Here is a 19399-nt window from a genome sequence, read left to right on the forward strand (position 1 = left end):
GTCATCCTTAGAGCCGTGGTCCTCGGCGTCCTGCCTCGGGTCCGGTCGCGGGTCCGCTCTGTTGTGCCCGCCGCTTGGCGGCAGCGGCTTCCTGAGCTTCCTGGGCTTGGCGGATCTTCTCGGCGGCGCTCGGTGTCTGGCCCAACGTGGCCTCGGTTTCCTGCCGTACCCGGGCCAGCCGGTCGCGCAGAGATTCTGCCGGCGCTGAGGGTTGGGTGTCTTTCTCAGCGCGCCGGCGTTCGGCGATGTCCTTCATGGCTTCAGTGACTGATTCCGGGGTTGGTTCAGCCGTGGACGTCTTGCTGGTGCCTCTGATGCGGCGTGCCATCGCGGCGATGCGTTCTGCTCGTTCCTGTTCCGGGGTCAGGGTAGTGTCCTGGGCCCGTTCCTCGCGCAGCTGGTCCACTACCTGCTCGGCGGGTGTGGGTGTTTCGGCCACTGCCGCTTCCACGTCCGCAGCCTCTGCCATGAGTGCTGCATCAGCCCCGGCCAGGGGCTCCTTGGCGGTCTGCGCAGAGTATTTGTGCACGGCGGTGACGCGGGCCCTCAGTTCGGCACCAGTGCCCTGCTGGGTGTACTGGTCCGGGATCACGGTGGTGTCGGATTCCGGGATCCGGTAGGTGTCGCGGAAGGTCTTTACCTCCACTGCCAGGTCCCGCCATTGTTGCTGCTTGGCGGTATCGGAGGGGACGGGGCCAAGGGCCGCGGCCCAGGCCGGCGGTTCGGCCGCGAGCTGGGACCCGAGACGGTTCACTTCCAGTGCCATGGCCTCGCGGCGCTCCTGCAGCTCGGTCCTCCACGGTGCGGGGGTGTCCTTATGGGTGATGACGTCCGCAGGCGCCATCCATGAGGCAAGGCCGTCCGGGGCGGGTGTTGCGACCACGGGCTCGGGTAGGCGGCGGCGGAGGTTTTGCTCGGCTTCGACGCGGCGAAGGATCTCTTCTGCTGCGCGGACGCGTGGAGCGTTTTCGTCGCGGGCGTAGTTGGTCGCCGCGCCACGTTCGTATGCTTCATCTGCACGGACGGGTTCTGGCATCAGCTCACGCAAGGCCTTCTCCTTTTGGAGGGAACCGGCAAGCCAGTTGGCTTTCGCGGCAGCGGGAGAGTCGTTGACCGTTTCATCGGTCCTCAGTGTTTCCTTGGCCCGGCGGATCCGGGTATCGAGGTCATCATCAGTGAGGTGTCCGTGGAGCCGGGACTGCCACGGGGTTTCCTTGTTTTCCTTCAACCAGTTCCGGCTCAGTTCCCGGCGGTCCGGGGCGGAGGCGGGTTTCGCGCCGGAGTCAGCGCGGGCGCGCATAAGGTCCCCGGCGGCGCGACGGGCGAGGCGTTCCAGTGCCTGATCGCTGACGGCTTCAAGAGGACGGCGGGCAGGGGCTTCGGCGCGGGTGCGCCAGTACTCCAGTTTGTCCTCGACCCGCCATGCCAGGACAGCCCCGGGGTCCTGGGATTCTTCAAACGGTGTCCCGGTGGCGTCGGTGAGAAGGTTGGCGATATTGAAGCCTTCGGATTCCGCGTGGCGCAGATGGGTCGCAACAGCTCCCCACGCGTTAGAGGCGATGAACGGCTCCGCGGTTCGTTCGCCCAGGATGCTTCGGGCAGTGTTGGCCATCCGCAGCTCGTTGGCCTGGTCATCAATGTCTTTGTAGACGGTGACCATCTCCGGCAGGGACCGGGCAGCTGCCCGCGCGGCGTCGATCTGTTCGTGTGCGGTGAGGTTCCCGTCGTGGTTTCCTGCCACGGACCTCAGCACATCAGTGAGGGTTTCGCCGTCGGCGAGGACGCCGTAAAGATGGTTCGATTCCCGGCCGCGGGACGCTGCGACGTAGGCGAGGGCGCGGGAGAGGCCTGAGCCGATCATCGCGTGGGTGGTATCGCACGTCATGCCCTGGGTGCGGTGGATCGTTGCTGCATAGCCGAGCATCGCGTTGTCCCGCACGTAGTCGGCGGGCAGGGTGATGGTTCCGTTGTGGTCCTGGTTGCGGACGGTCATGGCACCGTCAGGGTGAACTTCCCGCACGGTCCATACATCGTTGTTTTTCACGAAGTCTTTGCCGTGGTTCACGCTCAGGCGACGGTCGTTCTTCCGGGTTACGACGATGTCGCCGGCGCGGGCGGCGAGCCCGTCACGCAACGCAGCGGCCGGCCCGTCAGCCAATGCACCAGTTCCCAGGCGGTAGGCCTGGGCGCGCGCGTTCAAGTCGGTGACAGTGGCATTGTCGAAGGCCATCATCACCGAGTGCTTACCGGCTGCGGTGTCCTTTTCCCAGGCTGCGTACACCTGTGAAGTCATCGTTTCGACGTCCCCGCCGACCACGCGACGGTTCTGCCGGTAGAACTCCCACGGGTCATCTTCCCCAACGGCCGGCGGTTCACGGAGCGCCAGCGTAGCAGCGGCCTCTGCGGAGTTCGGCGTTCCGTCCGCGTTGCGGAACCGGTGGAGGTCTTCGAGGTACACGGCACCAACGGTGTTCTTCAGGTAGCGCATCGCACCGCCGGAGGCGACGGCGGAGAGCTGCTGGTCATCTCCCAGGGCCCGGACGAGAGCGCCGTGCTGCTCGGCGATGGTGACCGCGGACGCGAACAGTTCGGTGCCGACCATGCCGGCCTCATCGATGAACAGGACGTCCCCCGGATTCAACGGGATCCGGTTCGGGCTGTGGTTCCGGTGCCCGAGGACAAAGGAATCGATGGTGGTCGCATTGGCTCCCAGCTCCTTGCCCATCACGGCGGCAGCGGCCGCCGTGGGTGCCAGGCCAATAACGTTTCCACGGGCCGCTCGGATCGCGTCCGCGGAGAGCTTCAGCGCAGTGGTTTTACCCGCACCGGCAGGGCCAACACCGATGACCAACAGCTTGTCGCTGCACGCGAATTCGCTGGCCATGCGCAGCTGCCCGGCATCGAAAGTCTTCTCCTGGGACGCAGCGGCAGTGTCGAAAAATTCGGTAGTCGCTGCAGGGATGACAGTCCGCTGCGCGGCTGTCAGCAACCGGTCCTCACTGTGCAGGACACCGGACGAGGTGTAGAGCGTGGAGTGGACTTTCCCGTACCGGCTGGCACCGTTGCGAAGGCGCAGGGCCTCCGGCCCGGCGGCTGGAACGTCGGTGGTGATGCGGAGGGAGAACTGGTCAATGGCGCGGGCCTTGACCTGTTCAATGAGTTCCTTTGGGATGGTCAGTTCCGCGAACCTGGACCCGAGCTGGCGGCGCGTTTCGGCGTCGATGTGGTGCTCTCCCCACGTACCGCGGGACCGTTCCAGGGTGCGGATGACCTGGGCGGCTTCAACGGCAGGGTCTACCTCATCGGCGTGCGTGACCAGCGGTGTGTTGTTCCGGTCCGCGGCGTTCCGGGCGTCGTAGCGGTGCGCACGGGCAGCTTCAACGGCGTCCGGCCCGACGAGCACGCCGGGGATCTGCGCGAATTCCTGCTGCCATTGAGTGACCAGTTCCGAAAGGCGGCGGGCCGACTTCTTCGCCGGCCTAGTGGCCAGGGTGGCCTGCTGGGCCAGGCCGATCATTTGCTTCTGGTTAGGGGCATATCCGTGCTTCTCGGTGAACTCCTCGACGAGGTTATCCAGGGCAGGTTTGATATCGCCGCTGCGTGAAGATCCGGCTTCAATGGCCGCGACATTGACCCCGGCGATTTCGATGACAGGCCGGTCCCCATTGACCTTGCGGGCGGTGACACCGACTCCCAGACGGGCGCATACCTTCTCCATTACCGTCCGGTTGTAGTGCTCGGACGCGGCAACCCCGTACTGGTAGAGAAGCCTGCCATCCAGGCTGGACCACTTCCCGTCAGCACCCATAACCTTGTTTGCCACCACGATGTGATCGTGAAGCTGGGGGTCACCGTTGCGGGAGTCGTAGTGCCTGAAAGCGGTATAAACGAGTCCGCCTTTAACGTCTTCCTGCCGGACGCCGTTACGTCCCCGGCGGGTGAACGTCGCTTCCTTTTCCAGAAACTCCATCGTCTCTTTGATGGCTTCGTGGTGGGCCGCTTCGATCTGCCGGCGCGCTTCGTCCCCGCCGGTGGCCCACAGAATGGACACTGATTTAGCGGGCGCAAATACAAGGTCATAACCTGCGACAGCCTGCGCTGCTGGCTTGGTTTGAGCCGTGATGAACTTGCCCAGTTCTTCCTTATCGGCCGGGTTACGCCCGTTGAGCTCGCGGAAGTATTGGGCACCTTCCTTGGTGCGGATAAGCCGCCTGTTATCCGCATCAGGAGCGGAATGGTTCATGCGCGTGTAGTCACCGATGCCACGGTCTATGCGTGACTGAAGCTCGTTGTCGGTCTGCGAGAACCGCTTGTACCGCTGCCCCAAGGCAACTTTCGCGGTGGGGTCCTTCGCAAGAATCGTGGCCGCATCCGGGTGCAGCCCTTCCCCGTAAAGCGCGCTCATCTGCGCCTCGCTGACCTCCCCTGAGACCTTCAGGAGGGCAGCTCCACCGCCGCCCCACTGACCAGGAGGGTTGCCGTCCACGGTGTAGTAATCACCCAGCGAACGGTTCCCTGCGCGCAGCTCATCACCGGTAGCGACTTCACGCGTGTAGTACGTGTATCCGTCGCCGGCACTGAGCTTGTGCACGGTCATCATGGACCCAGCATACCGTCAAAGGAACCTCACTTATTGATGATGCAAGAGGTGTGACAGATTCAGCGGGGTATGCCTTTCGACAGGGGAGAAGTACAGAAGGCAGATTCCGCTGCTTTTGGCCATCAAGACTTTGATGCGGTTCTGCACATGAGAATGGGCGGTGGGTAACATGCTTTTCGTTATCCACGGTTCGTTCGATTGTGTTGAACCGCAACGGATTGCATTGTCCACAGGTGGGCAGGGTAGAGACACGTTTCCTCTCGGAGCTGTCCCCGTGTGGACAATTCAATCCCAGGCGACAATCCGAGCGCAGCGAGGTCAGATCCTGTAGGTTTGTCACGAGTGGATTCCACCGGGGGATAACCCCAGCGGCCACGTCCGGACATGGACCAGACACGGCGCTAGCCGTTAGGTCTGCTCCATGGATCAGTCCAAGGGGAGGGACCCGAAACATGGCAGCACCACGAAAGTCCGCAACGCAGGTGGCGGCCCGCGAGAAAGCACGGGTGAAAGCTCAGGAGCTGACAGCCAGGCATGAAAAGCTCATTGACCTCGCTGCGGAGTTCTTTGAACAGCAGGAACAGGCCGAACAGGTCCGTGCGGATGCGCAGACCAAGGCGGAGGCGATCCTTGCCAAGGCTGAGGAAGAAGCAGCAGCAGCAACCGCCGGCGCCGCCGGTACTGTTGCCGCGATGGTCGCCGCAGGCGAACCGAAGGCATCCGTTGCCGCCCGCCTGGGCATCACCGGAGCTGAGCTGAAAAAGCTTCTCGACCAGGCACCGGCTGCCGCCGGCCCGGCAGTAGCTGTAGGCGATGTAGCGTCCGAGAATGACGAGGGAACTGCGGCTGAGGCCGCATAATCCAACTAATCCAACTGTGGTCCCGGCGATTCGCCGGGACCACAGTTCTTTAACAACTCTGACGTTCAGAAAAGCGTTGGTGCATCCGGGTCAGCCCCGTGAAGAAGTGCCCGGATGCGCTCCCCGCGTTCCCAGCCGTGGGCGCGTACTTCATCGCGAAGGGTTCGGGAGCGTTGGGCGAAGAGAGCGCGGGAAAGTCCTCGCCATCTGAACAGGGATCCATTGGATTCCCGACCTTTGGCGAGCCGGTCAGCCATGTTCTCCCTGTTTGATCCCGGGTGCAGATGAGTGTCGTCTCCGATGGTCGCGCGGACACAGATCGGAACATCGCATCGGTGCATCAGATCCCCAAAGGCGTTCAGCCCGATCCCGTGTGCGAGATGGAACGCGTAGCGGTGAGGCCGCACAGCCTTGGTGCGGCCGCCGGAGTTTAAGGTGTACCGCCCATACCCGTCATCGGATACGGCGCCGGCCCACAACCAACAGTCACCAGGCCGGGGCCCCTTGATGACTTTGGACCAGAAACGGTCCTCCGGTAGGCGGGTCACCTTCGCGTCACCAGGTGCGCCAGCGCAGTTCGAGCTTATTGGCCACGAAGAAGAGGCCTGCCATGAACAGGAAGCCGGGAATGGCGTGGGCAAAACCTTGGCTGATCCAAAGGCCGAGGGCCGACATCAAGGCAATCACACCGGCGGCCTTGCACAGAAAAATCAGGATGCCCTGGCTGGCCAGGACTGGATGCGTGAGTGCGTAGATGATCCAGCCCGCCAGGGCAATGGCTGCGAAAGCTGCGAGGAAGATGACGATGAACATGGTCAGGTCCTAACGGTCGAGTGCGGCTAGTGATGGGCAGGCTTGCAATCGAGGATTGGTCTCGTTGCCTTTCCACATCTGCTTCAAACGGATTCTGCTGTGTCCTCCGCGGCTGCCTCGCCCTCGGTTACCTGGCCCGACGCAATCCGTTCCGCCGTCTTCTCGTAAGCGGCATCAATGTATGAGGCCAGGTCATCTTCCCGGACCCTCCAAATGCCCCGGGGCCCGAATTGCGCCGCCTTAATTTCTCCGCTTCTCAGCAGCGCGTACACCATTGGTTTACCGAGGTTCAGGATCTCCTGGACATCGTCCATCGTCAGCATCTTCGGGAACGGCAGGGACGTCCGGGCGCCGGCCTTGTCCATGTCTTCAGTCCACTGACCCATCTCTACATGCCCTCTTTTCGGTGCTGCATTTCATCCGTCGTTCTCTGCCCTCGCCGCAGCTCGCCGGCCGGCACCGGAGGCCACGGTTTGCCGCCGTTGTACTTGCGCTGCAGGCGCTTCGCCTCACGCATGCTGGCCCGGACAATGAAGTCCGAAACGCTCGCGTCACCCTCTTCAGGCTTGCCGGCGTTCACGAAAGCGGCACGGACCTCCTCGGCCTGCTCCTCCGTGTAGTAGGGCGTGAACGCCGCAATCTTCTTGGGCTTCGCCATCACGACACCCCGGGCCTACTTGACCGCACGCAGCACCGGCGGCCACGGGTGCAGGCTGTCCAGGTAACCCTTCCCCAGCGACATGGAACCGTCCTCGTTGAAGCGGACATCCGAGTGCTGGTGGCTGCCGCCGGCGTGCGCAATGGCAGCCAGCACCAGGTCAAGGTTTTCCCGGTCAAGACCCGGCACCAGGTCACCCAGAACCACAGGAATATCCTCCGCCAGCGACGCGGCCAATAGCAGGAACCGACGCTCCCCACCAGAGAGCGCGCCCGTCTCATCCGGGATGGCTGCGAAGTCGATCCAGGCACTCACCTGACCGGGTCCCTGCGGCTCGGCACTTGTATGAACCCACGGGTTACCAGGGGCGGCAAACTTCCCTCCAAAGGCCCGGATCAGCAGCTCCGTGGCTGCCTCGATCGTGTACATGCCTTTGGCCCAGACCCGGAGGTCATCTATGTGCGTCATCGTTGTGCCTTTCGGTTGTTGCCCAGCTTTGGCTCCGCTACGTCAAGATATTTTCCGAAAGCTTGCGCGGAAACTTCCGCATCGGACAGCTTCCCGCCGTTGGATCTACGGACCTCGTCGGTCACCTCAACATACTTCCTGAAGTTGCGGTTATCCCGCCGCGCATCCGTCCACTTGGCCGCCAGCCAGATCACCAAACACAGGACGGCCAGCCCCGCCACCATGAGGGGCAGGATGCCCAGGATACGACCTGTCATGCCCTCAAAATCCGCTGGTAGTCCGCCGTTCATGGCATTCATGAAGCAATTCCTTTCTTCTGCGCGTCAGCCAGATGCTGGCCGCTGCTGTCTTTTGTGCGCTTTGCGGAGAAGCTTGTCGGGGTCAGCGTATTGGCCAGCCCCGACAGGCGCAGCGGTTAGAACGGGGGTTCGGAGTCGGGTCCGTTGCCCCAGCCGCCGCCGGCGTTGCTGGTCGCCGGGATGTCCCAAGGGTCATTCTGCGGGGCTGACTGCGTGCCCTGGTTACTGTTTCCCTGTCCGCCGAATCCACCGCCGGCCTGTGCACCCTGGTTGCTGCGCTGGGTGCGGTTGACTTTGGCGTTCGAATACCGGAGGGAGGGTCCGATCTCGTCCACTTCCAGCTCTATCACGGTGCGCTTCTCGCCTTCCTTGGTTTCGTAGGAACGGGACTTCAGCCGGCCGGTCACGATCACGCGCATGCCCTTGGTCAGCGACTCGGCCACATTCTCCGCCGCTTCCCTCCACACGCCGGCCCGGAGGAAAAGCGTCTCCCCGTCCTTCCACTCGTTGGACTGTCGGTCGAAAGTCCTGGGCGTTGAAGCGATGGTGAAGTTCGCTACGGCCGACCCGCTCGGGGTAAACCGCAGCTCAGGGTCGCTGGTGAGGTTGCCGATGACTGTGATGGTGGTTTCGCCGGCCATGATGGTTCCTTTTCCTCGTGTGCTGGTGATGTTCTCGGTATGTGTTGTGGGTTCGTTCTGAGGTTCGGTCCCACCCGGTTCGTCGTAGGTGAGGTCGTTGGGCTGGTACTGGTTCGCAGTGTGTGCGTCCCAGAGCCCGCCCTCCCCGAGCGAGGCGCGGTTGATCGCCTCAAAGTACCGGTCATCCCCTCCCTGGTCCGGGATGGCGTAGCCGTCGTACAGGTCCTCACTGAGGGGGTCCACAATGGCGGGTTCCACAACGTAGGGGTCCACAATGTCGGCGGGAATCCTGCCGCTGGGGTTGACCTGCCGGAACAGGTCCACCTCCAACGGGATCCGTGGGCTGAGATTGAACCCGACAACCGGGCGCGGGGAGCTCACGGTCCTCACGCCGCCTTGTGAGTCATGCCCGCCTGGACGAGCTTGTCGCGGCGCAGGCCGGACCAGCGATCCTGGTCATCGGAGTTGTTCACGACAACGGGCGCCTGGGAGTAGCCGAGTTCGGCGGTGATGTACTCCAGCGCTGCCGGCACTTCGATAATGTCCACGGCCGTATAGGTGACGCCCTTGGAATCGAAGTAGTCCTTCGTCTTCTCACAGTTGGGGCAGTCCGGCTTAGTGTAAACCGTGTAAGCGGTGGGCGAAGCAGTCATTTTCAGCACCTGGTTTCGTATCAAGATTAGTTTCGTTCGTCTGGCTGACTTGCTACTTCAATTCTACCAATCATTCAACTGAATGAATAGGCACTTTGCCGCTGATCCTAGGGATTTTTATTCCACTACTCAGCGGCCTAACACGCTCGCCTGGTCGCTGCTTCGGGTGTCGTTCCGGAGTCGTCTGGACGGACCGTCAGAAGTCCTCCGCACAAGGCCACCCGCGGGCCAGAATGTGTTGGTCAGGAGTTGCGCAGGAACCAGGACCGGCCTCGCCGTAGGGCAGCATGCAGACGGTCAACGGCGTGTCCTGCAGCTGCATAACCCACGTCCCTGAATGAGCCCATGCCGCCGCGATACAGGTTGAGGCCCTGGGCTGAGGCCTCGCGCAGACCACGCCGATCAGAGACGCCGGCGAACAACCCGTCGAGCCAGTCGGCGGTATGGGCTCGCTGCTCATCCCGGCCCAACCGCGCGGCTGCGCGGACCTCGGCAATCGCGGAAAGGATCTCAGTCCGAACGGCTTCGACGGTGCGCGGTTTACTGCTCATAGGGCAATTCTAGAGACGACACTCTATGCAACCGGGGCAGCGCCTTCCCGAACAGCAGGTTGCGCTCGACATCGCGAACGGTCGGTGAGTTTCGCCGCCGACGACTGTGGTCATCCCCGCTGGTTGGCCACGGCGGCAGCCCCCATGTGCCTGAAAGCCGGTCCCGGGGCCGTTGGGCGAGATGCCCTGGAAAGTCCACTCCCCCAGTGAATTGGCGTCGTCCCTGCTGAAAGAAGGCTAGCCCCGGAAATAGATGCGTCGGCAGCGCTGGAATTGGACCATGGGGAACTTGGCCCGAAGGGTGTAATCCAGCGGTATCAGGCGCGGCAACTTGAAAAGTAAGCATGCTTTCTATTAGTTTGGTGTCATCTTCTCCGCCTGGCCCCCATCAGGCGGAGTGGTTGCCAGGGAGGCCCCGCCACTTCATTTGTGTTGCGGGGCTTTTCGCTACCCGCGCTTTGCAGCGGGTGTCAGTATCCGGAACGGCAGAGGGAGTGTGCAGTGGCTCAGGGTGACGTCGAGACGTATTACGAAGATGGCCAGTGGAAGAACAAGCGCGAGGGCACTACCCGGGCGTTTGGCGCCGGCTACGGCACCAAGGACGAAGCAGAAGCTGCAGGCCGGGAAGCGGCCCAGGCGGACAAGGTCGAGCACGTCATTAAGAACCAGGATGGTCAGATCGGCTCGAAGAACAGCTACGGCAACGATCCCCGGAACGTCCCGGGCTGAGTCAACGCGGGGCTTCGGCTCCCCGGTTAACCCGGAAAGGAGCCGGCATGTGTGCCGGCTCCTTTCGGGTTTCTCTGCAAGAAATCTATGGGTCAGTTTAGCTGACGTGATGGCCGCGTTCTTTTCCAGCCTCATTGCTGGAGCGCGGCTCCTGTTCTATGTTCCTGGTTCCTGGCGCAGGACGGCGGTCCGCCGCTGGTGAGTGGTTGCTGTGGTTCGCCCTGGGCGGCGGACCGCCCGAATTCTGGAAGGTTCCTGGCCTTCCTGCGGTGATTGGGTCTGTGCCGGGCGGGGTTCGGGATCCTCCGCCCGGCACAGGAGCCGTTATTCGGCTGTCTTAGCCTTTTCGCCGCTGTCGATGATGATCTTTTCGACCTCGCTTGCCATGTAGCCCCAGAGGACCAGCTGGTTCAGGTAGTCCCGGTGGGTTTGGCTGGGTGAGCGCCACGAGTCCTTTTGGATGGTCTTTTCGTACCCGGCGCAGATCAGCGCGATCAGGGAGAATTCCGGCCGTGTGGTGGTCTTGGCGACGTGGTCCCTGAGCGGGTTCCATGCCCACTGGTTGGATTCTTCGAACTTCGCCCCGGCCATCTCAGCGGCTACCTTTCCCTCGTAGCCGCTGGCGGTTTCGGAGTGGTGGGTGATCGCGTGGACGGTGAAGTATTGCCAGCCCTTGGGGGCCTGCTTCTTTGCCAGCAGGTTTTTGACCCATTCACGCCTGACCACAGTTGCGGACTGCATCAGCTTGTTGTTCTCGATCAGGGTTTTCCGTTCGGCCTTCTGCTCATCGGTCATCGGTCCTTTCGGGGCCGATGACGTGCCGTAGCCGCTGTAGTAGCGGAGGGTGAAGCCCAGGTCTTTCCAGCCGGTGACGACGGCGACGGCGGAGTGTTCGCCGCGATAGTCCGTCTCGATGTAGACGGCGTTTCCGTCTTCGTCTGTGGCCGGTTCGCCGTCCGCCCTTTTCAGGGACGTGACCCGGAGGGTTTCGCTGTCCTCCCCGTACCCGCATTCCGGGACAACAGTCGTTCCGTCCGATTCCAGCTCTGCGGTGAGTGCGGCCAGCGCGGCGGCGCGGTCGCGCTTGTCGCGCAGCTGCTGGGTGACGTGCAGGAGCATGTCGGGTTCGTCCATGATGACGGACTCGAGCTCGGCGGTGGCTTCCTCGTCTGACTCAAATTCCGCGAGTACCAAAGCCTCTTCGATGGTGTATCCCTTGCCCAGGGCGGCGGCTCCGGTCTCGGTGGACTTGGCTTTAAGGGCGGACTCGACGGTGGTCTTGGTCCGTCCGGTCTTCTTGGCGATCGCGGCGGCCGAGACGCCGATCAGGGACAGCTGGTGGTAGGCGTCGGCCTCGTCGGCTTCGGTCAGTTCGGCCCGCTGGATGTTCTCCACAACCTGCGTGACGATACGTTCGGCTTCTTCGGGGCTTTCGATGATCATTACCGGGATGCTGTCCCGCCCTGCTTGGACGGCGGCGCGGGTCCGGCGCTGGCCCATCAGGACGTGCACGGTTCCGTCGTCCTTGCGGTGGGCGATCACTGGTTCCATCACGCCATGTTCCTTGATGCTGGCAATGAAATCGGCGGTCAGGGCGGCGTCCTTCCGGACGTTGATATCGACGGTCAGGGTGGCCGGATCGAGCATTTCGAGTGTGGGTGTTGCGTTCATGGTTTTTGTCCTTGCAGAGACGTGGGGGGTGTGGGGCGATCAGGTGACCGGCCAGCTTCCCTCTCCCCCCGTTGTTTTTTGGCTGCTGGCGAAGCTTGCGGAGCTGTGCCCGTGCAGGCCCGTCTACCCGCAGGGCAAGACCCGGAAAATCTTCGGAGGAAATAAGCGACGAAGGAGCGCCGGAGAAGACTTTTGCGGGCCGCAGGCCCCGGAGGAACGGAGGGGCTAGAGGGGCCGGAACGGGCACGTACAATCCGAAGGACAGCAGCCAAAAAACGTCGTAGACACACCAGGGCCAGGGGGTCCGGAGCTCTGCGACGGCACGCACTGGACCCAACAGCCGGCCGCGAAGCGGACGCCCATCAACTGGTTGAAGCGCAGCGGAAACCAGGATCTCTGGCGGTAAGCTGGGAGTGCCCCCGTCACCGGCTATTCCCCCCAGTTGGCCGGTGACGGCTGGGCCCGAAACTCCGAAGCAAGTCCGCCGATGTGTCATGCTCGAAGGTGTAAGCAGCAGGATGTTTACAAGCAGCGGGTCCGCATTCTTAGAATGCGGGCCCGCTGCTCACTGTCGCAGCCGGTCGAGGGTAGGCCGTCAACCCCGAAGAGCGCACGGGCAGGTCCGCGAACTAAGGGAGCGCAGCGACCGCGTGGGTCTGGACGGGAGTGTGGGTTGACGGGTCGGGCCCCCGGACGGCTACGATCAGTGGCCTTGTACGGAGAACAACCCAGCCACTTGTAAGGCAAAAACGCGCCTTTATAGGCCGGAGCGCAGCGCAGGACCGGCTCCTGGGTGGAGCGCAGCGGAGACCAGGGCGAGCCCTGCGAGTCTGCCTTTTGTTCCTGGCCCCACTCGAAATGCCCAGGGCTGAACCAGCTCGGGCTTGCCGCACGCGCCAGGTGAGCACTGCCGGCGGTTGCGGGAACGGCGGTCCGTCGCCGGCAACCATCCGCCCGGGTCAGCCACCTGCGGCGGACCGCCCGCCCACTCAAGGCGAACAGCCCGCCGGCACCTATCTGGCGCTGTCGATCATTGCTAGGATCGCGCGGGTGGTTTCTTCCGTCTGTCGGTGCAGCTCTTTGATTTCCTGGTCGGCCGGGGCGGCTTCGCTCTTTTCGAGCTGGACCTGCCATGTGTCCAGCGCTGAGAGCAGTTCGGGCGTAAACGTCGAGTTTGCCCCGCCCTGCAGGCCGAAGTAGTAGATGGCATCCGTCATTCCCGGGTGACCGATCCATGCGGCGGTGTCGGCCGCTTTCTCGCGTTGGCCTGCCTCGTAGTGCGCTTCATAGTCGAAGTCGCCGTCAGCATCCCAAAAGTCCGTCATGGTCCTGTTCCCTTCGTCAAAAGCTGGGCGGCGGCCGGGACGCGGGTCCCGGCCACCGGTCTACTTAGCTGGCGAGCAGTTCGGTCAGTTCGTCCGCGTCGGTGACCAGCGCCGCGCCTCCTTCTTTCAGGAGCCGGTGGCATCCTGCGGAGTTTGCGCTGTGGACGCTCCCGGGGACAGCGGCGACGTGCCGGGCGATGGTTTCGGCGTGGTGGGCGGTGTTCAGCGCACCGGAGCGCCAGCGGGCTTCCACGACACAGGTCACACCGGCCAGGGCCGCGATGATGCGGTTCCTCTGCAGAAAGCGGTACCGGGTGGGGGCGGATCCTGGGGGCAGCTCGGAGAGTGTGAGTCCGTTGGCGCGGATCGCGGCCGCGAGGTCGGCGTTCCCGGACGGGTAGTCCCGGTCCAGTCCCCCGGCCAGGACGGCGATGGTGGCCGGGGCGTTGCCGGCGCTTCCGGCCAGTGCGGCGCGGTGGGCGTGGGCGTCGATGCCGTAGGCGAGTCCGGCGATCACGCAGATTCCGCGCTGAGCCAGGCTGTAGGCGATATCGCCGGTGACGGCCGCGCCGTAGCTGGTGCAGTCACGTGATCCGGCCAGCGCAGCGCAGTTGGACGGGTCGGGGATTCCGTTGCCGATGTTGCCCCGGTACCAGAGGCCCAGCGGCGCGTCCGGGAGGTCGTCCAGACCGGTGGGCCAGTGCTCGTCGCCGGGGATCAGAAACCCTCCGCCCAGGCGTTCGATGGTGGCCAGGTCCTTTTCCGGGTCCAGATCCGGCACGCGGGGTGCCCAGCGATTCAGTGCGTCTGCCAGTTCCTCGGGTGTCACGTCCGGGAGGGTGTGGGCCGGTTGGGCACCGGTGGCGAGCCGCAGCGCGGCGTACGCGCCGAGCCTGCCCACAAGGGTCCGCCCTACCGTGTCGTTTGGTTCGAACAGGCGGGTCAGGGCTGCGCGTGCAATGCGATCGTTCATGGTTTTTGTCCTTGCAGAGACGTGGGGGGTGTGGGGCGATCAGGTGACCGGCCAGCTTCCCCTTTCCCCCCGTTGTTTTTTGGCTGCTGGCGAAGCTTGCGGAGCTGTGCCCGTGCAGGCCCGTCTACCCGCAGGGCAAGACCCGGAAAATCTTCGGAGGAAATAAGCGACGAAGGAGCGCCGGAGAAGACTTTTGCGGGCCGCAGGCCCCGGAGGAACGGAGGGGCTAGAGGGGCCGGAACGGGCACGTACAATCCGAAGGACAGCAGCCAAAAAACGTCGTAGACACACCAGGGCCAGGGGGTCCGGAGCTCTGCGACGGCACGCACTGGACCCAACAGCCGGCCGCGAAGCGGACGCCCTCCAACTGGTTGAAGCGCAGCGCAAACCAGGGCGAGCCCAGCGAGCCTGCCCTTGTCCCTGGCGAGTCGGCTGATGAAGGGAAACATTGGCAATTGTGGAGGGTTGATACCCGCTGCTTGAAGACTGATCTTCAATAGCCGTGTGAATAAGCCGATGACATATCTCGAAGGACTTCTCTAGAGCCTCTATCTGTGGACTCTTATACGTTCTCGAATACGAAGAGAACCTAAAAAATGGATTCCTTTTTATGGAAGACCATAAAAAAAGTCTTAGTTTTTACTCGCGCAGAGTGTTCCCTAACGTTCCTTTGGGATAGTCTATGGAAGTCATCACCGCGCGGGACACCGCGTATGCGGGCATATGCACGCATACTTGGCACACCCAACAAGTGGTGGCTTAAACAAGTGATGGCCCAGCTGCGAACTGGACCACCACCTGCTGTGAGGCTAGCTATGCCAGCCAAACAGCGCCCTTGCAAGAACTACGAACGCCGTGCATACGCCTACGATCTGCCTTACTAGCAGTAAGCGTTGCGCGGCGTCTTGCGTTTGCGCGGACACCTTGCGTTTGACTCGTTTAGTCATTGCCCCACCCCCTCTCCTGGAGTCAGGAGCTGCACGGTCGGACCGGCAGCCCTTCCAAGCCGTAAAGGCGGAACAAACCCATCTTAGTTGTACGGGACCCGAATTCCCGAGTTTCCCGGACAGCAAATTTGTGAATACACAGAATTCCCGAAGTAATCCACAGAGGTTGCACAAATCGGTTTAGTAGGCTAGTTCCTTTTCCAGCCCTGCCCGGGATGACGGGTCCACTATAAGCGCTTACAAATTTGGCTGACCTAGGGCCCAAGCCCCACCCGTCGCCGGGTGCAGGAACCCGTCACGCCGCCCGCCACTCGATCAGCTCGATGACTCTTTGGCGCAATATATACAGCGAGAGCCGGCACTTGGTGCCGGCTCTCGCTGCTTCCTCTGCAAGGGAATCTATAGGCGCAGCAGTTTGGCTGCGCCGGGTTTAGAAGTTGTGGTGTTCCTGGGCGTGCGCCGTGTCCAGTGGACCGGTCTTTTCGCCGGCCGTGAGCAGCTGCAGCTCGATGATGTCCTCGGCCAGGCTCGCGTCAGCGGCCGGCCTGTCGTCGTCGGTCAAGATGTATTCGGTGCCCACAGCGTCCCTCCCGTTTGTGGCGTCTTTGCCTACTGTAGTCCGGGATCCTGCATGCTGACTGGGTGGGTGGCTGCGCCCGCGTCAGCGTGACTCGGCGGCCGGAGGAGCGCCAGCGGGGGAGGCCGCCCCGCCACGGGAAGGCCGGGACGGATACCTCGAAGGTGATCCGTCCCGGCCTCGGCTGTCCTAGATCAGGTGGCGCTGGTAGGAAGTGCCCTCGTCTCGGGCGACGTCTGCGACGGCTCCGCGGTTGATGAGTTCCCGCAGGAGCACGGCGAGCCGGAAGTCCGAAACGTCCTCGGCCGCAAGTTTCAGGTAGCGGTCTGCCTGGGTTCCTCGGCCTTTGAGCCATTCCAGCCAGCCCATCAGGGCCAGCATGGGGGCGCGCTGCCCGGTGGGTACGACCTTCATCAGGTCGAAGGCAATAGCCTCCGCGCGGTCCACTCGCGTCCAGTCGGGGCGGGCGGTGAACTTGCCGGTCAGGGTGTCACCGAAGTTGCCGTTATGCGTGGTGATGGTGTCCCGAAATAGGTAGTCACGGATGTGGCGGTGCTGGAATGCTGCGGCCAGCTGGCGCGCCGTTTCCGTGTCCGGCGTACCTTCGCCGTCCAGCACGGCTGCCCATGCCCCGCACGCGGTTTCCAGGTCCTGATCCGTGCCTTCCGGTGCCTGCACCGGAAGGGCCCGCGCGCCCAACAGTTCGGGGTTGTAGACGTCGATATCGGGGGCGGATCCGAAATAGGTCAAGGTGACGTTGGCGTTGCTGTCGCGGATTTCATCCAGCGAGTTCCTCTCTGGAGTGCCGTAGGTTGCCCAGTAGGTGCCCGTCACGAGGAAGACGCTTTTTACGGGCATCCGTGCAGTGGCCAGCTCGGTGCTGAGTGCGAGCACGTGGGCGGCGTAGGGGAAGCCGTAGGCCGGTTTCTCGTCCGTGTAAACGATCACGAAGCTGCCCGTGGCCTTCTCGTCGTTGGCGGCGTAGGTCGCCATCATTTGGGCGTAATCCAGTGGTGCGGCCTCTGCCGGTGCGTCCATGCGGAGGGTTGCTCCAAGGGTGCCGAAGCGGGAGGTCAGCACGACAAACGACTCCTTGGGCTGGTTGCCCAGCAGGTGCGGGACGGCGGCGAGCAGGTCAGCGGAACCGGAGATGGTCAGTTTTTCGGTCATGGTTTTTGTCCTTGCAGAGACGTGGGGGGTGTGGGGCGGCCTAGGTGACCGGCCAGCTTCCCTTCCCCCGTTGTTTTTTGGCTGCTGGCGAAGCTTGCGGAGCTGTGCCCGAACCGGCCCGACTACCCGCAGGGCAAGGGCCGAAAAATCTTGCGGGATCGGCGCGGAGCGTTGATCCCTGGCTGAAGAATTTTCGGGACGCAGGCCCCGACGAAGGAGGGGCTAGCCGGGTTGGGGCGGGCACGTACAATCCGAAGGACAGCAGCCAAAAAACGTCGTAGACACACAGGGCCAGGGGGTCCGGAGCTCTGCGACGGCGCGCCCTGGACCCAACAGCCGGCCGCGCCAGCGGACGCCCGTCAACTGGTTGGAGCGCAGCGGAAACCAGGGCGAGCCCCGCGAGCCTGCCTTTCGCTCCGGGCCATGGACAACCCCAGGGTCATTGCCACGAAGGGCTTGCCGCCGGCGGCCGCCGCCCGGCACCTGGTTACGGCGGGATCGGCGGTCCGCCGCAGGCGACCACCAGCACAAGCCGTCCACCTGCGGCGGACCGCCCGCGGTGACCGGCCCCGAAAGACCGGCCACCCTCGGCCCTATTCGCGGCGGTCGTGCAGCGGGACGGCTCCGTAGTGTCCGGCTGCGCGTCGGAATCTCGCGTCACTGCTGAAGATGAACGTTCCGCCGAACATGTACCACGGGGCGGGTTCATCGGCCGGGGTGACCGGCTCGGCGTGGATCACGGTTTCGCGGTGGAAGTGCTCGTTTTTGACGAGTCGGACGGCGGGCCGTTCCTCGGTGGCCTCGAATACCGGGTCGATGCCCTCGCCAATGACGGTTACTTCCATGACGCGGGCGGAGATGCCCCGGTTTGAGAAGTCCGTGCCCAGGGAGTCACGGTAGATCAGGGCGGTGATGCCCTTTGCGGCGGTGGTGTCGTTGCTCATGTGCTGGCTCCTTTGAAGTCGGTTGGGGTGCTGTACTGCCCGGCTCCGGCCGGGCAGTACAGCGGTTGTCAGTGCTGGTTAGGCGGCGTCCAGCACGGCGTAGGGCATCCGGTACCGGCTGGGCAGTTCTGCGGCGGCTTCCGGCAGGTCTGCCGGGCCTTGAGCCTGCCCGTTCTTCCAGTGGAAGAATGCTTGCTCGGTGATCGCGTCCCACAGGCGGGCTTTCGTCCGGTAGTAGGTGCACGTCACGTCGCCCTCGCAGTAGGTGGCGATGCCAAACAGGTTGCCGATGCTGTCAGCGGTGCGGGTAACGGCGACCATGACGTAGGGCCACTGGCCAAGGTCCCAGCCGTCACAGCCCCAGCTGGAGAGCACGGCCCAGCCGTGCTCTTCGATCAACTCCATCCAGTCGTAGCCACCGTTCATGTGGTAATCACCCAGCACGGTCACGCCGTCGATGGTTTCCTCCGTGTCCGCGAGGGTCACGGTCTTTTTGCTTACTGCGTTCATGGTTTTTGTCCTTGCAGAGACGTGGGGGGTGTCGGGCGGCTCAGGTGACCGGCCAGCTTCCCTCTCCCCCCGTTGTTTTTTGGCTGCTGGCGAAGCTTGCGGAGCTGTGCCCGTGCAGTCCCGTCTACCCGCAGGGCAAGACCCGGAAAATCTTCGGAGGAAATCAGCGACGAAGGAGCGCCGGAGAAGACTTTTGCGGGCCGCAGGCCCCGGAGGAACGATAGGGGCTAGAGGGGCCGGAACGGGCACGTACAATCCGAAGGACAGCAGCCAAAAAACGTCGTAGACACACAGGGCCAGGGACGGCGGAGCTCTGCGGAGCCGGCACTGGACCCAACAGCCGGCCGCGCCAGCGGACGCCCCTCAACTGGTTGAAGCGCAGCGGAAACCAGGGCGAGCCCAGCGAGCCTGCCCTTCACCCCTGACCCGTTCCCACATCCGGTGTCGGTCTCTCTGGTACCTTGCGGGGCATGGACTTGAAGTCGTGCGGGTATTGCAAGGAAGTGGTCGATCTTAGCGCTGGGTCTCACATCCATGACCCTAAGAAGTGCAAACGGTGCGGAGAGATGCTGCCGGCAGAGGCCTTCGGCCGGTGGCCATCCAGCGCTGACGGCCGCCGGCACGTTTGCAGCGAGTGCGTATCCGGTGAATCCGGGAAAGCTAGGGTCCAGCGGGTGGTCGCAAAGGACAAGCAGTTCCGGGACGATAAGGAAAAGCTGAAAGAGCATGGTTACCGTTGGGTGCGACGGGTCGTTCAGCCTGGCGCGGATCCTGTTTTTCGTTGGGCATTGCTGGATCCTCAGGGGCAAGAGGTGTCAAAGGAAAAAGCCCTGGGGGATGTTGAGCTTGCTGAGGACCCAGTGCTTGACGACTTGGACTACCCGATTTACTAAGAGGAGATATGGCTTTTCGACTGCGAGACTTTATTGGCCGGCGCCGGACACCAACTGCAGCACTTGGGCCCTTCGCTGTGCCACCAGCCGTGGAGACTGAACGCCGGCCCTGACGCC

The 19399-nt window shown here is 63.3% G+C and carries 19 protein-coding genes; 3 read left to right on the forward strand and 16 right to left on the reverse strand.

What is annotated here, in order from left to right; translation table 11 throughout:
• Nucleotides 1-7: 7 nt before the first annotated feature.
• Nucleotides 8-4600 carry a MobF family relaxase gene (gene mobF, locus LFT45_RS22975; protein WP_236809746.1) on the reverse strand — a complete coding sequence of 1531 codons (4593 nt, stop codon included), beginning with the start codon at nucleotides 4598-4600 and terminating at the stop codon, nucleotides 8-10.
• A gap of 452 nt (nucleotides 4601-5052) precedes the next feature.
• Between mobF and LFT45_RS22980 the strand changes: the two genes are divergently transcribed.
• Nucleotides 5053-5460, forward strand: a complete 408-nt coding sequence (locus LFT45_RS22980) for a hypothetical protein (RefSeq protein ID WP_236809748.1) — start codon at nucleotides 5053-5055, stop codon at nucleotides 5458-5460.
• Between the two features lie 555 nt (nucleotides 5461-6015).
• On the opposite strand, the gene LFT45_RS22985 is transcribed toward LFT45_RS22980, so the two are convergent.
• The 8 genes from LFT45_RS22985 to LFT45_RS23020 form a co-directional block, all read right to left on the reverse strand.
• Entirely contained in the window at nucleotides 6016-6273 is a 258-nt protein-coding gene (locus LFT45_RS22985; protein WP_236809750.1) for a chemotaxis protein, read from the reverse strand.
• Between the two features lie 83 nt (nucleotides 6274-6356).
• On the reverse strand, nucleotides 6357-6659 hold the full coding sequence (locus LFT45_RS22990) for a helix-turn-helix domain-containing protein (RefSeq protein WP_236809751.1): 303 nt from the start codon (nucleotides 6657-6659) through the stop codon (nucleotides 6357-6359).
• A 2-nt stretch (nucleotides 6660-6661) separates the two neighbouring features.
• The gene (locus tag LFT45_RS22995; protein ID WP_236809752.1) at nucleotides 6662-6931 is read right to left on the reverse strand and encodes a ParB family protein; all 270 of its coding nucleotides are present in this window, start codon (nucleotides 6929-6931) and stop codon (nucleotides 6662-6664) included.
• Between the two features lie 15 nt (nucleotides 6932-6946).
• Nucleotides 6947-7399: a hypothetical protein gene (locus tag LFT45_RS23000; RefSeq protein WP_236809754.1), complete on the reverse strand. Its 453-nt coding sequence runs from the start codon at nucleotides 7397-7399 to the stop codon at nucleotides 6947-6949.
• Nucleotides 7396-7698: a hypothetical protein gene (locus LFT45_RS23005; RefSeq protein ID WP_236809755.1), complete on the reverse strand. Its 303-nt coding sequence runs from the start codon at nucleotides 7696-7698 to the stop codon at nucleotides 7396-7398. Before LFT45_RS23005 ends, LFT45_RS23000 begins: the two co-directional genes overlap by 4 nt.
• A gap of 116 nt (nucleotides 7699-7814) precedes the next feature.
• The gene (locus tag LFT45_RS23010) at nucleotides 7815-8720 is read right to left on the reverse strand and encodes a single-stranded DNA-binding protein (protein WP_236809757.1); all 906 of its coding nucleotides are present in this window, start codon (nucleotides 8718-8720) and stop codon (nucleotides 7815-7817) included.
• Nucleotides 8721-8725: 5 nt separating this feature from the next.
• Nucleotides 8726-8992: a glutaredoxin family protein gene (locus LFT45_RS23015; RefSeq protein WP_236809759.1), complete on the reverse strand. Its 267-nt coding sequence runs from the start codon at nucleotides 8990-8992 to the stop codon at nucleotides 8726-8728.
• A 242-nt stretch (nucleotides 8993-9234) separates the two neighbouring features.
• Nucleotides 9235-9543 (reverse strand): DUF6966 domain-containing protein, encoded by a 309-nt coding sequence (locus tag LFT45_RS23020; RefSeq protein ID WP_236809761.1) that lies wholly within the window; start codon nucleotides 9541-9543, stop codon nucleotides 9235-9237.
• A gap of 501 nt (nucleotides 9544-10044) precedes the next feature.
• Between LFT45_RS23020 and LFT45_RS23025 the strand changes: the two genes are divergently transcribed.
• Nucleotides 10045-10272, forward strand: coding sequence for a DUF2188 domain-containing protein (locus LFT45_RS23025; protein WP_236809763.1), 228 nt, complete (start codon nucleotides 10045-10047; stop codon nucleotides 10270-10272).
• A gap of 324 nt (nucleotides 10273-10596) precedes the next feature.
• Here the strand turns inward: LFT45_RS23025 and LFT45_RS23030 are convergent, their stop codons facing one another.
• The 7 genes from LFT45_RS23030 to LFT45_RS23060 form a co-directional block, all read right to left on the reverse strand.
• The gene (locus tag LFT45_RS23030; RefSeq protein WP_236809764.1) at nucleotides 10597-11943 is read right to left on the reverse strand and encodes a ParB/RepB/Spo0J family partition protein; all 1347 of its coding nucleotides are present in this window, start codon (nucleotides 11941-11943) and stop codon (nucleotides 10597-10599) included.
• A 1013-nt stretch (nucleotides 11944-12956) separates the two neighbouring features.
• Nucleotides 12957-13268 (reverse strand): hypothetical protein, encoded by a 312-nt coding sequence (locus tag LFT45_RS23035; protein ID WP_236809767.1) that lies wholly within the window; start codon nucleotides 13266-13268, stop codon nucleotides 12957-12959.
• Nucleotides 13269-13332: 64 nt separating this feature from the next.
• Nucleotides 13333-14241: a DNA-processing protein DprA gene (dprA, locus tag LFT45_RS23040; RefSeq protein ID WP_236809770.1), complete on the reverse strand. Its 909-nt coding sequence runs from the start codon at nucleotides 14239-14241 to the stop codon at nucleotides 13333-13335.
• Nucleotides 14242-15618: 1377 nt separating this feature from the next.
• Complete coding sequence (locus LFT45_RS23045; RefSeq protein WP_236809772.1) at nucleotides 15619-15768, reverse strand: hypothetical protein; 150 nt, start codon at nucleotides 15766-15768, stop codon at nucleotides 15619-15621.
• A 186-nt stretch (nucleotides 15769-15954) separates the two neighbouring features.
• On the reverse strand, nucleotides 15955-16935 hold the full coding sequence (locus LFT45_RS23050) for a DUF4192 family protein (RefSeq protein ID WP_236809774.1): 981 nt from the start codon (nucleotides 16933-16935) through the stop codon (nucleotides 15955-15957).
• A 593-nt stretch (nucleotides 16936-17528) separates the two neighbouring features.
• Nucleotides 17529-17879, reverse strand: a complete 351-nt coding sequence (locus tag LFT45_RS23055) for a hypothetical protein (RefSeq protein WP_236809776.1) — start codon at nucleotides 17877-17879, stop codon at nucleotides 17529-17531.
• Between the two features lie 78 nt (nucleotides 17880-17957).
• Complete coding sequence (locus tag LFT45_RS23060; protein ID WP_236809778.1) at nucleotides 17958-18389, reverse strand: hypothetical protein; 432 nt, start codon at nucleotides 18387-18389, stop codon at nucleotides 17958-17960.
• A 674-nt stretch (nucleotides 18390-19063) separates the two neighbouring features.
• On the opposite strand from LFT45_RS23060, the gene LFT45_RS23065 reads away from it, so the two are divergent.
• Nucleotides 19064-19282, forward strand: coding sequence for a hypothetical protein (locus tag LFT45_RS23065; protein WP_236809780.1), 219 nt, complete (start codon nucleotides 19064-19066; stop codon nucleotides 19280-19282).
• Nucleotides 19283-19399: the final 117 nt, after the last annotated feature.

Origin of the sequence: Arthrobacter sp. FW305-BF8 (assembly GCF_021789315.1) — a bacterium.
Taxonomy (GTDB): Bacteria; Actinomycetota; Actinomycetes; order Actinomycetales; family Micrococcaceae; genus Arthrobacter.